The sequence below is a fragment of the Flavobacterium sp. CLA17 genome, assembly GCF_013112255.2.
Taxonomy (GTDB): domain Bacteria; phylum Bacteroidota; class Bacteroidia; order Flavobacteriales; family Flavobacteriaceae; genus Flavobacterium; species Flavobacterium circumlabens.
On record NZ_CP068294.1, the window covers coordinates 4,711,341 to 4,723,947 of the forward strand.

General features: G+C 31.9%; 11 protein-coding genes and 1 tRNA gene. 9 read left to right on the forward strand and 3 right to left on the reverse strand.

The genetic code is table 11. The annotated features are described in order from the left end of the window. The first annotated feature begins 178 nt into the window (after positions 1-178). The 3 genes from HAV12_RS19325 (at position 179) to HAV12_RS19335 (ending at position 2,455) form a co-directional block, all read left to right on the forward strand. Positions 179-1,705, forward strand: coding sequence for a glycosyltransferase family 39 protein (locus HAV12_RS19325; protein WP_171571074.1), 1,527 nt, complete (start codon positions 179-181; stop codon positions 1,703-1,705). A gap of 6 nt (positions 1,706-1,711) precedes the next feature. After that, on the forward strand, positions 1,712-2,236 hold the full coding sequence (locus tag HAV12_RS19330; RefSeq protein WP_171571075.1) for a DUF4269 domain-containing protein: 525 nt from the start codon (positions 1,712-1,714) through the stop codon (positions 2,234-2,236). 146 nt (positions 2,237-2,382) lie between these two features. Next, positions 2,383-2,455 (forward strand) — tRNA-Met (locus HAV12_RS19335). A 316-nt stretch (positions 2,456-2,771) separates the two neighbouring features. Here HAV12_RS19335 and HAV12_RS19340 read toward each other — a convergent pair. Beyond that, positions 2,772-3,707: a hypothetical protein gene (locus HAV12_RS19340; protein ID WP_171571076.1), complete on the reverse strand. Its 936-nt coding sequence runs from the start codon at positions 3,705-3,707 to the stop codon at positions 2,772-2,774. Positions 3,708-4,218: 511 nt separating this feature from the next. Between HAV12_RS19340 and HAV12_RS19345 the strand changes: the two genes are divergently transcribed. Together HAV12_RS19345 and HAV12_RS19350 are read left to right on the forward strand one after the other, a co-directional pair. Continuing rightward, a complete protein-coding gene (locus HAV12_RS19345; RefSeq protein WP_171571077.1) occupies positions 4,219-4,740 on the forward strand; it encodes a hypothetical protein in 522 nt (173 codons plus the stop codon). A 118-nt stretch (positions 4,741-4,858) separates the two neighbouring features. Beyond that, positions 4,859-5,266 carry a helix-turn-helix transcriptional regulator gene (locus HAV12_RS19350; protein WP_171571078.1) on the forward strand — a complete coding sequence of 136 codons (408 nt, stop codon included), beginning with the start codon at positions 4,859-4,861 and terminating at the stop codon, positions 5,264-5,266. A gap of 289 nt (positions 5,267-5,555) precedes the next feature. Here HAV12_RS19350 and HAV12_RS19355 read toward each other — a convergent pair whose 3' ends face one another. Beyond that, positions 5,556-7,004, reverse strand: coding sequence for a serine hydrolase domain-containing protein (locus HAV12_RS19355; protein WP_171571079.1), 1,449 nt, complete (start codon positions 7,002-7,004; stop codon positions 5,556-5,558). Between the two features lie 75 nt (positions 7,005-7,079). Beyond that, on the reverse strand, positions 7,080-7,913 hold the full coding sequence (locus HAV12_RS19360; protein ID WP_171571080.1) for an AraC family transcriptional regulator: 834 nt from the start codon (positions 7,911-7,913) through the stop codon (positions 7,080-7,082). Positions 7,914-8,610: 697 nt separating this feature from the next. Here HAV12_RS19360 and HAV12_RS19365 point away from each other — a divergent pair. The 4 genes from HAV12_RS19365 to HAV12_RS19380 all read left to right on the forward strand — a co-directional run bounded on the left by HAV12_RS19365 (position 8,611) and on the right by HAV12_RS19380 (position 12,327). Further along, the gene (locus HAV12_RS19365; RefSeq protein WP_171571081.1) at positions 8,611-9,747 is read left to right on the forward strand and encodes an AraC family transcriptional regulator; all 1,137 of its coding nucleotides are present in this window, start codon (positions 8,611-8,613) and stop codon (positions 9,745-9,747) included. An 88-nt stretch (positions 9,748-9,835) separates the two neighbouring features. Then, positions 9,836-10,390, forward strand: a complete 555-nt coding sequence (locus HAV12_RS19370; protein ID WP_171571082.1) for a porin family protein — start codon at positions 9,836-9,838, stop codon at positions 10,388-10,390. Between the two features lie 590 nt (positions 10,391-10,980). Further along, entirely contained in the window at positions 10,981-11,382 is a 402-nt protein-coding gene (locus HAV12_RS19375; protein ID WP_171571083.1) for a hypothetical protein, read from the forward strand. A gap of 156 nt (positions 11,383-11,538) precedes the next feature. Then, positions 11,539-12,327 (forward strand): carbonic anhydrase family protein, encoded by a 789-nt coding sequence (locus tag HAV12_RS19380; protein ID WP_171571084.1) that lies wholly within the window; start codon positions 11,539-11,541, stop codon positions 12,325-12,327. The last annotated feature ends 280 nt before the right edge of the window (positions 12,328-12,607 follow it).

Sequence of the window (12,607 nt, forward strand, 5' to 3'; positions counted from 1 at the left end):
GATTTATTCTGATTTTATTCCTGCTGATCAGCGGTTCTTACTCTGTTTTCTATCCCTTAATGTCGCGGTTTCCATTAAAAGAAAATTATAAAACAGAAATCACTATTTTTGATTACGATTCAGTAACCAAAGCTGAAATTATCAAACCAACAAAACAACCTGAAAAAACCAACCTTCCATGACCAGAAAAACAATACTTTTAATTGGGTTTATTATTCTGAAATTTGTTTTGCAATGCGTTCTACTAAGTCCCGAATACGATTTACAGCGTGATGAATACCTGCATCTCGATCAGGCGCATCATCTGGCCTGGGGATATTTATCGGTTCCTCCGGTAACCTCGTGGATTTCTTATCTAATCTTTTTACTCGGAAGTTCTGTTTTCTGGGTCAGGTTTTTTCCTGCGCTGTTTGGCGTTCTGACGCTGGTTATCGTCTGGAAAACTATTGAAGCTTTAAAAGGAAATCTGTATGCTTTAATCCTGGGGGCAACTTGTATTTTGTTGTCATCGCTGCTTCGGATCAATATGCTGTATCAGCCCAATTCATTAGATGTATTGTGCTGGACCGCGTTTTATTATGTTATTATCCTGTACATCAAAACCGAAAATACAAAATGGTTTTATATTAGTGCTGTCGTATTTTCTTTCGGTTTTCTAAATAAATACAACATTTTGTTCCTGCTTATCGGTCTTCTGCCTGCTCTTCTGCTTTCTCCTCAAAGAAAGATTTTAGCCCAAAAAAAGATGTATTTCGCCTTACTCCTTGGACTATTATTAATCCTTCCGAATCTTTTATGGCAGTACAACAATCAGTTTCCAATTGTGCATCATATGAAAGAATTAGCGGAAACACAATTGGTCAATGTTGATCGCATGGGGTTTTTAAAAGAACAGCTTTTGTTTTTTATCGGCGCTGTTCCGGTTATTATTGCGGCACTGTATGCGTTATTATTTTATAAACCTTTCTCGAAATATAAATTGTTCTTTGGAACTATTATTTTCACACTACTTGTCTTTTTATATTTCAAAGCCAAAGCCTATTATGCCATTGGTTTGTATCCCGTTTATATTGCTTTCGGATCTGTTTTTCTTTCCGATATTTTAAAATCCGGCTGGAAACGGTATCTGCAGCCTGTCTTTATACTGATTCCTGTACTGTTTTTTATTCCGATCTACCATTTTGCTTTTCCCAATAAGAGCCCGGAATATATTGTACAACATCCGGAGCACTATAAAAAACTGGGAATGTTACGCTGGGAAGACGGAAAAAATCATGCCCTGCCTCAGGATTTCGCCGATATGCTGGGCTGGAAAGAATTGGCCCGCAAAACCGATTCTGTTTATTCCTATTTGCCTAATCAGGACAAAACGATAGTGCTTTGCGACAATTACGGACAGGCCGGGGCGATTAATTATTACACCAAAAAAGGAATCAAAGCAGTTTCTTTTAATGCCGATTATGTCAATTGGTTTGATCTTACCATAACATACAAAAACCTCATCAGGGTCAAGGAATATGAAGAAGAGGACAATGAGTTTAAAGAAACCAGTCCGTATTTTAAAACGTCACGGATCGCTGGTGCAATAAACAATCCCTATGCCCGCGAATACAAAACAACTATTTTTGTATTTACAGCTGCTACCGTCAACATCAACAAAAGGCTGGAACAGGAAATCAAGGACGAAAAAGATTATAGTAAGTAAAACCAAATGACTGACTTCACTACTCTTGACTATTTAAAAACCGGAAATACAAAACAAATCCGTGCCTACGAAGTCTTAACTCAAAATAAGATTTTGTCTCAGCTTGCTGAATTTGACCCTGTTTTAGTCGGTACCATTCCGATAAACATTGCTATCGAAAACAGTGATCTCGATATCATTTGTTATTGGAAAGATAAAACCCATTTTATCGAAAAGCTAACCGCTATTTTTGGAACTGAGGCTGAATTTACGATTAGGGAAACCAGAATTAATAATCAGGAATCGATTATTGCAAACTTCAGAACAGAAGGTTTCGAAATTGAAATCTTCGGACAAAATATTCCGGTCCAAAATCAGAATGGATACCGACACATGATCATCGAAAACAACATTTTACAATTAAAAGGTGAAAAATTCAGGCTTGAAATTATCCGGCTCAAACAGAATGGTTACAAAACTGAACCTGCTTTTGGTCTTTTGCTAGGGCTAAAAGACGATCCTTACACGGAATTATTGGACTATAAATTTTAAAGGTTTAACTTATTAAAGAGGCTCCTCGCCTATTATTCCTTTTAAACTACTAACCACCAGCAAATTAAAAACCAAAACTGCTTAAATAAAAAAAATCAGTAATTCCTTTGCTAAACTGTATTTACTACGTATATTTGCACCCACATCGCGGGATAGAGCAGTAGGCAGCTCGTCGGGCTCATAACCCGAAGGTCACAGGTTCGAGTCCTGTTCCCGCTACTAAGTAAAAACACCACTCCATAAAAGTGGTGTTTTTTCGTTTATAACATTTTGTATTATGGACTGTTGTTCATGTTGAATTTTTCAACTCTAAAGCTGAAGCTTTGAAAAGAGAAAAATATTTAAAAACTGGAGCTGGAAGGAAATTTATTAAACAACTAATCCAAAAATCATAGCTCATCGGGCTCTTATCCGCCGCGGCGGACACAGGTTCGAGTCCTGTTCCCGCTACTAAGACAAAAAGCTTCAGAGAAATCTGGAGCTTTTTTGTTTATATTACTTTTTTTCGAACGAGGCTGAAAAACAGCAAAGGAGATTAATTTTTATTTTCTTTTCTCCATTCTTCGAGCGACAATAATTTTTTACTTTTAGGATTAAAAAATTTTATCTCAAAAGTTTTTTGATAAATGTAATAATTGAATTCTTCCTTATCTTCATTTGTAACTCTAACCCAGTAATAATTCTTATCATTAATTTGTGGCGATTCTATAATACTTGTTCCAGCCCATTCTTGATTTTCTGGAAGGTTCTGCATTAAATTGAAAATTTTGGTTCTATTCTCATTGTCAGAATCTGCTGTTTCAAAATTTGGGTTTTGAGTAGGGTAATAGATTTCCTCTAGAAGTTTTACATTATTTCTCTGGAGTTTATAAAGCCTATTTACTGCTAATTTGTAATAAGCATAATGCTTTATTGTTTTGTCTTCTTTTATTTCTTTATATATTTTTAATGCCTCGGTTTTATTTCCGACACATTCATAATAATTTCCCAGAGCATAATCATAAATATAGTAACCTATTCCTATACTATCAATAAATGATTTTGCTTTTTTATAATCTTTTAATTTGATATAATTTGCTGCATAAGCGGCTGCGACATCACCGGATTTATATTCGTTATTATTTAACTCTTTAATTGATTCGTTGTGTTTACCAAGTTTATAATATAATTCAGCTTTAAGACTGTTAATACCTTCGTTGATATTAGACTTAATTTGAGACTTATATTTGTCTTTTTCTTTCTTATTGAGAGCAATTAAATTGTCTACCTGCAAAAGCACTTTTCTAGGATCTTTTTCTCCATCAATATAAAGCTGCACTAAAAGACTTTGAAATTTCTGATATTCCCTATCGACCTTCTCCATTTCTTTATGTAATTCCATATGTTCTTTTTCTCCATCCGTGTAAGGAGTTTTCTTATTATTACAAGACAGAACTGTAATGATTATTAAGATCAAAAAGAAATGCTTCATATTTTTTAGATAAATGGCAAACAAATATAATATATTGATGAATTTTATTTGGCTAATATAGCTAATTACTTAGAATTGAAATTACTCGGTTTTTTGATATTAAATTTAAGATGCTATTGCATAATAATCCTTAATAATCTGGTTAGATATTTGAATGCTTCCCACTACTAAGACAAAAAGCTTCAGAGAAATCTGGAGCTTTTTTGGTTTTAAACGAAAACGTAAAAAGTCGGAGACTTTTATCAGATTTAATTTTCATTAGAGAATAAAAGAAATACGCAAAGTCAGAGACATTTGCGTAGCTTTTCATAAGCAAAACTTCAGAGAGTAGGTATTTTATTTCAAAAACAGGTATTATCAACTATTTAAAAAAGAAAAACAGGTATTTATAGCACAATAAATTAATTAAGCCCTCTAAATAAGGTTTGCAAAACAAGATCTATCTTTGTTAAGATCTGTTGTGTTAACGAGCGGGACGCTCGCGTTCGCGAGAAATTTTAAATCAAGCTTAATGAAACAATTTGATATTATATACGATTTCGGAGTTTTGGAAGTGATACGAAAATCATGGTTCCTAGTTATACCTCTGTTTTTATATTGGCTAGCAGTTTATAAGCTCCGAAACGATGAAGATATAGAAGGAAATTTGATTCAGAATCTTTTATCGCAAAGCAAAAGCTTCGAAAATACAAAAATACAAATAATCAAATATGCTTCAATCATCATTTTTGTGTTTCTGGCCATTTTGCAAACAATAAAGATATACCGAACTTACAGCATTTTGAACAATGGCTTAAAATCAATAGAAGGTTATGTGAATGACTTTCATGGAATGCCTTCATCAGGACACGATACTGAACGATTCAAAGTTAGAAATGTAAAATTTGAATTTTCAGATTTCGACTTAACTGACTTTGGATATAATAACGCTAAATCAAAAGGAGGCGAGATAGATGAAAACGCCTATATTAGATTAAAATATTATCAATCAAACAATCGAAATGTTATACTTAAATTGGAAAAGAGAAAATAAAAACTTTAACTAACATCTGAAAAAACGGACATTTAAAGGATATTTTTTTATCTTTGAAACTCAGAATTTTTAAGCCAAATCGCTTTATCTTTGAGCCTTTAGAAAATTGATACTCATTATGGAACAGAAAATACATCAGGGAAGAAACGTTAAACGTTTTAGAGAAATGCTTGGCATTAAACAGGAAGCATTGGCTTTTGATCTGGGAAATGACTGGAATCAAAAGAAAATTTCTATGCTGGAGCAAAAAGATATAATTGAAGATGATATTCTTAATCAAATCTCAGATGCATTAAAAATTCCTGTAGAAGCGTTTCAGAACTTTAATGAGGATCAGGCTATAAATATTATTTCTAATACTTTTGGAGATAATGCTTGTGTTGGAAAAAATCCTACCTCTACATTCAACATCAATCCTATCGAAGAGTTAAAAAAACTTCACGAAGAAAAAATTGAATTATACGAGCGCATGCTGAAAGAAAAAGATGAAATGATGGCAAGGCTTGAAAAATTAATCAACAAATAATTTCAGAAAAAATTCTTATTCATTATTTGGAAATATTAAATGCGAAATAATACGTTATAAAAAGTAACACAAACAAAGCTTCAGAGAAATCCGGAGCTTTGTTTGTTTCAATAAACTTTATGCTATTACTGAGAGGTCCGAAATCTTCAAAATAAAATTTAAAGTTGCTTAGATCCACAATGACAAAGAGAGTTTTTTGGGTGGTTTTCTTTCATTTCACATGTTCATTTGGGAATATTACAGCTAACGTTACCTCGCTACAAGAGGTTTATAACTAAATTAGCGTTAGTTATTTCATTAGCAATTTATATTTTAATTTAGCATCATTGTCTTCCGGCTCTTTTTCAATGTATAACTTTAGATATTCAATCGCTTGTTTTTTTCGACCTGAAACCCTATATGCCTCACTTATATAATAATAGCCATAGGTTGAGTCTGGAAAAAGGTGATTATTTAACTTAAATAAATCTATTGCCTGATTAGTCTTTTTTTCGAACAATAGCTTATAACCATATCTTTCAATAACACTTTCTCTTAATGAATATTTTTTTGAATTTTGTTCTATTTCCTTTATGCCAGCTTCATAACCTTTATTGCATACTGTCTTTATTATATCTTTAGTGTAAAAAAAATTGTCAATTGATGGTGTTGAACCCACTAATTGTTTTTTAATCAGATTACTCACTTCCCAATAATTTTCGACTTCTCCATTTGTTAGAATAACAACAGTGTAGCCCAAATCCGGATAAATCATTAGTTCACTAGCAATACCATCATGCCCACCAGTATGTCCAATGACCCGATGTCCGTTTATTGTATCCTCCATAAAGCCATATCCATACATTCCATCTCTAAATTTCACCCTGCCAGAAGTGTAAAGAGCTGTACTTTCTTTGCTAAGTAAAACATTGTTTTGTAAAGCATTGGCAAAACTCAACAAATCGTCAACTGTTGAATAGCCACCACCAGCAGGAGTTCCTTTTGCTAGATTTGAGAAAATATTATTTTTCCATTGCCCTGGTTCTTCCAATGACATTGTATAGCCAGTAGCTAAATTTGGAATAGCATTATCCAATTCGTAAGCATCAGTGTTAATCATTTTTGCAGGTTTATATATATGTTCTTTTACGAAATCAAAATAATTTTGACTCGACACCTTTTCAATGATTAATCCTAAAACCATGTATCCAGAATTGCTATACAAGAAGTCACTACCTGGAGCAAAGGCTAGTTTTTTATTAACAAACAATGGAAGGTAATCCGAAACTGTTTTGAATTTTTCTTTTGCAAGCTTGTCGTATTCCTCCCAAAAACTGTTCATTCCTGAAGTGTGCGTTAATAATTGATGGATTGTCACAGAGTCGGCAACAGTTTTATTAGGATAATCCAAAAGATATTTGCCTACTTTATCCTGAAGTGAAATTTTGCCAGATTCCACCAATTGCATAATAGCCATTCCTGTGAACATCTTGTTTATAGAAGCTAAGTTGAACTTCGTGTCCGGTTTATTTTTAATACTGTCCGGCAAATTTGCAAAACCAAATGCTTCTCTATATATTGGTTTGCCATTTTTTGCAATAAGAACGACCCCACTTAAGTTATTTTCTTTTTCAAGATTTTTTAAGTGAGACCTTATCGGATAAACTATACTTTCCAAATTTTGTGATCTGACCACGATAGGTTGTAAAAGAGCTGTGAAGAAGATAGAGGTAATAAAATATATTTGACGGGTTGTCATATGGGTATCATTTTATGATTAAGTGACAAAAGTACTTTAATCATAAAAGGAAAAATTGTACAAATGTAAACCTGTCTATAAAAACAGCCAGTGAATTTGTTTTTTTTCTAGCGCAGTCGTTTTTTTAAAAAAAATCTTAGGAGAGAACCCTGTCAATGATTTGAATTCTCTTATCATATGGGACTGGTCAAAATAATCAACACAATATGCAATATCCGTTAAGTTGTTTCCTGCGTTACTTGATGCGTATTTATTAACCGCATTTCTAAATCTTAGTATCTTTTTAAATTGAGATGGTGTTTTGCAGATATGTCTGCCAAAGTGTTTGTTTAATGTTGTACGTGAAATAGCATTTTTTTTGCATAGTTCTGTAATTGTTAAAGCTGCATTTTCTTCACACATAATTTCAGACAAAATAGTTTCAAGGAAATTATGCTGAAACCCTATTAATTTGGATAACCAATAACTTTCAACAGCTTGAATTTTTTCGGTATCATTTTGCAAAGAAAGAATTTCTATCATAGCTTTTCTATAATCTTTAAAAGGTGAAAATTCAGAAAAACTTGAACTGTTGTAATGGTTTAATTCATGCTCCAAAAATGAATTAATAGCTAGCGGCTTAAAGTAGATAGTAATTTCTTTTATTTCCCCTTCGTACTGGACATACACCGGCTTATTGAAATTAGATACCAAATTTGTTTCAACCTTATTGTCGTCGCATTGCCTGATGATTAATTTATTCCCTTTATTAATAGTTTTTGATTTTTCACTTATTGATACAATGGTAAAAATAGATGGGAAGGTTATGTATTTGGCGGGTTTTTCTTCAGATGTATGTGTGAGTATATAAATACACTCTATGTATTTTTTAAGTAAAGGATTTAAAGGGGAATAAACTTTTATTTTCATAGGTTGTAATTGGGAGTTAGAGCCTAACTAACTGTTTGTACACATATTTGACTAAAATTGGATTCACTTGCTGTCAACGAGCCTTTTAATTTGTTATACATTAACAAGTCTTTTGTCGTTGGCTCACTAAAATTACCGCTAAGTTATTTATATGTGTGACAAAACAACACAAAGTCATCCAAATTTGGGTAGATATGTATGATAAATTTCATACATTATTTATTTTCAAATATTTTTTTTTCAGTACAAATTATCAAAAGGCCTTTTAATTTGATTGATGCTTTTTGGCATTTATATGAGTGGCTATGCAAACAAAAAGAAGAGAAAAAGTTAAGATCCGCATTCTAAAATATTGTACTAATCAAAGATAATCTGCTTGGATATTTGAATGCTTCCCGCTACTAAAACAAAGCTTCAGAGAAATCTGGAGCTTTGTTGTTTGAGACTTCTTTTTGCAAAGCTGTTTTTGACTTGATTTAGATTGCGGGTGCAAAGTCAGGGGACATTCGCAGCTTTCATGAGAACTCTTCTGGGAGCGGGTCATTTTAGTTAATCATTTCTTAATCCCTTAAGAAAGTTATCAGTATTACTATAAATTCGCCTTATCAATCCGTATGAAATAAGCTATGTTTTAAAGAATGACCTGTTACCATGATATCCCAAAACAAATCCTAAAAACAACTTTTATCTTAAAAAATTGATTTATACAACACTTTTAAATATTGCGATTTTTCAGGGAATAATCTTAGGCTTAATTATTTTAAAGTCTTCCTTATTCAATAGTAATTCAAATAAATATCTGGCATATTTACTATTCACACTTTCAATTATTTTACTGAATCATGTTTTTGAGATTGAAGGTGCCTTTACTCCCTATCCTTTTCTACGCTTTATTGACCACATCGAGTGGGTATTTCTAATACCTGCTTTCCTATTCCTGTTTATCATAAACCGGATTGATGATACCGTAAAAAGCAAACAAAAATTTTATTTGTGTTTTATTCCATTTGCCTATTCCGCTCTCCTTAACATTACATACGATCTTGATCGTATTGCAGGAATTTATACAATTCCTGAGTCGGGCATTGGTATCATTCAAATACTTGGTCTGATCCAACTTGCTTTAGCCGTTACATTCATACCATTCCTGCCGCTTTACTCTTATTTTATGATAAGACATTTAAAAGATTCACAGGAAAAAAAATGGATCATTACCTTACTCACAATTGTTTCTTCACTGCTAATTGTTTGGCTTATTACTGCTCTGGCCGGCTTATTTCTTCAATATGACATTTCTTCTACTATGAATGCTGTGGCTTTATCTGCAACATTCATCATTCACTGGACAGCTTATATAGGCATTTACAAATACAAACTTGCCAAAAACAAAGAAGCTATCTACAATTTTTTAAATGAAGATTTAGCTATTTCGCATACCCATCTGCAAATTGTAGAAAATAAAAGGCCAGAAGAATATAAGGAATCTATCACGGCAGATAATCTTTATTTTCAAAAACTGGAATTTCTTTGCAAAGATCAGCACATTTATGCAGACAGTACATTAAACAGAGAAAAAGTCGCTGAAAAATTAGGCATAAGCGCCGGATATGTTTCACAAATTATAAATACGATAACAGGAGAAAATTTTGCCCATTACATCACTCAATATCGAGTTGAAGCTGTCAAGGAAATGATGTCAAATTCTGAATATGAAAACTATAATTTGTTGACGATGGGATTAGAATCCGGATTTACTTCGAAAGCTACTTTTTATAAAGCCTTTAAAAAAGTTACTGGTCAGACACCAAATGAATATAAAAATACCAGCAAATAGGTATCAGTTTGTACATTTTTAAGCTTTTGATACCTTTTCCACTTTTTCTTATGCGAATTTTGGATTTAAATAATTCAAAACACTTTTTATGAGAAAATTTTTAGTACTAGCTGTAGTTACAGTTTTAGGATTTACAAATGTTAATGCCCAAAAAATTAAATTTGGTGCTAAGGGAGGTTTAAACTTTGCCTCTGTAAGCGGAGATAATACCAAAGGTATTGGTGCCGTAACATCATTTAATTTTGGTGTTTTATCTGAAATTCCCATCTCAGATAAATTTTCTTTCCAGCCTGAATTGATGTATTCTGGTCAGGGATATGATCTAAATGATAATACAATTGCTTTAAGTTACCTGAACGTTCCTTTAATGGGAAAATATTATTTAACAAAAGGATTGAGTCTTGAAGCCGGACCACAAATAGGTTTTTTACTTGCTGCTAAAAATGAAAAGACAGATGTAAAAAATTCGTTTAATACTTTTGATTTTGGCGTTAATTTCGGTGTAGGCTATAAACTTGACAACGGACTAAATTTTAGTGCAAGATATAATCTGGGACTAACAGATATTAATAATTTAGATAGTTCTTCGAGTAAAAATAAAAACGGAGTATTTCAATTATCTGTCGGTTATTTCTTTTTCTAAAACTTAATAATTTCATCACTTTTTTTTACCATGGTATGGACCAAAAATTAGAAAGCTTAAATAATTAAACTAAAAATCCTTATTCAAAAAAAGAATAAGGATTTTTTTATGATGCTTACAGGTTCTTATAAAGAAATAATCCGTTGACTGTTTTACATAAGTTAACCCGTTGGGTGTAATTAGTTTTTGATGATGATTTTTGGTCAGTTCGAGTGATTTTCGATAGAAAATAGTATCGAGAACAGAGAAATTATCATTAAAAACGGTTCTCGATACACGTCACTTCTAGTGCGAAGCGTATCGAGAAGTTTGTTCCGTTTTACTACACAAAAAGCACTCGAACTGATTTTTTAATAATTTCACCCAACGGGTTATAAATAATATAGTATTCCCCTGATACATATAGATTTGTTTTAAATTTTCGCTTTAGAAACGGTTTTGAAAGATAAACTTTACAGCCTTTTAGACCTTCATTTTAGTTTGTGTTTTAATAAATAAAATTATGTTAATTAATTTTGCTGTATTAATGCTTTATTGCAAATTTACCGTCAGATTACCAAACCAAATACTCAAAAACTACCACAACAAAATTGCTGAAAAATACATTTAAAAGATCACTTCATTTTTATTTTTCACTTGGGATTATTATTGTCTCAATGAGTTTTTTTATATCCTTTGGACAATCTGTTGATTTGTTTAAAAGAGATGTTATTTTAATCAAAAGTAGTAGTTTTGTTCCTAATTTTGTTTTTCAAAAAAAGACAAACTTTCCAATAGCCTTATCCAATCAGAAACATAATAATAAGAAGAGAAATTCTCGTAACAAGTCCCGCGTTAATAATTTCCTTAAAAAAAAGAATATAAAAATCTACCAAACAAATCTTTTTGCTGGTTTAATTATTTTGGCAAATCAGCAAAACAGGGCTCTTTCTGAAAACACTTATTATTATTACCACTTTATTTCTTCTATTTTTCGTCCGCCACATTTTTAATTTAATTATCCGCTAAATCTTTAGTTCAAAATCACTGATCAAGATAGATTAATCTGGAAGTAAGCTTCTATTTAAATCTCTTTTTGAATCTTCTTTTCATTGGTTTTTTTTAAAGAAATAAACAAAAACAATAATTAAATAAAAAACTTAAAAACGATGAAAACATATATTAAACAAATAAGTATCGCATTAATAGCAACAGTAATGTTCGTTTCTTGTAATAAAGATGAAACGAATGAAACGAATGAAACTAATACGGAATTTCCAGAAGGCATAGTAAGTTATAATTATCCTCTTGGAACAACCAATATCCAGGGGCAATCGCCTATTAGCATCAACACAAGTACTACCGAAAAAATGAATACCACTGATCCTGTTATTCATTATAATGCTATAACACTTAGCAGCGTAGAAAACACAACCGAAAATCTGAAAGTAAGTTTATCAACTACCGATAAAGCAAACAATTACATTACGATTAAGGGTATGAAATATGAATTACAGCAATTTCACTTTCACCGTCATAGCGAACACAATGTAAACGGAGAATATGGTACTATGGAAATTCACTTTGTAAACAAATCAGAAACAGGTGCTTATGCTGTTTTGGGTGTAGTTATCAAAACCGGAACTGTTAATAGTGCTTTGCAAACGCTTATCAATGGATCTCCAACAGATAAAGGTATAAATGCAATGACTGATACTTTTTACCTAAGTTCTATCATGCCTTCAGACACAGGAAAATATTATAGCTACAGTGGTTCACTGACAACTCCAAATTTGGATTCAACTCCAAACCAAGGGCCAGTTACTTGGATCGTGTTCAAGAATAATATTCAAATGACAGCTGACCAATTAGAAGATTATGCGGATATATATGAAGAAGAAAATTTCCGTGCAATACAACCACTTAACAGCAGAACTGTTTACGAAAACATTAGATAAATTATACCTTTAAAAGGCTTAACTAATTCATAAGCTTAAGTTTTAAAAAATAAGTTACTTGAGCCTTATAAAATCTTCTAAATCTGTGCACCAAATTTTCCGCGCAGATTTAGAAGATTTATCGTTTTACTTAGTCTGAAGAGACTATGGAAATTAAGTTATGCAACAATCCTAATCAGTCATTTTCTTCTTCTCCCAACTCCCTATTTCAATATTGAGTCACAATTCAAAGAACTTATAATATCTAAAACTTTAAAATATTTTTTTACTATGTTTGACA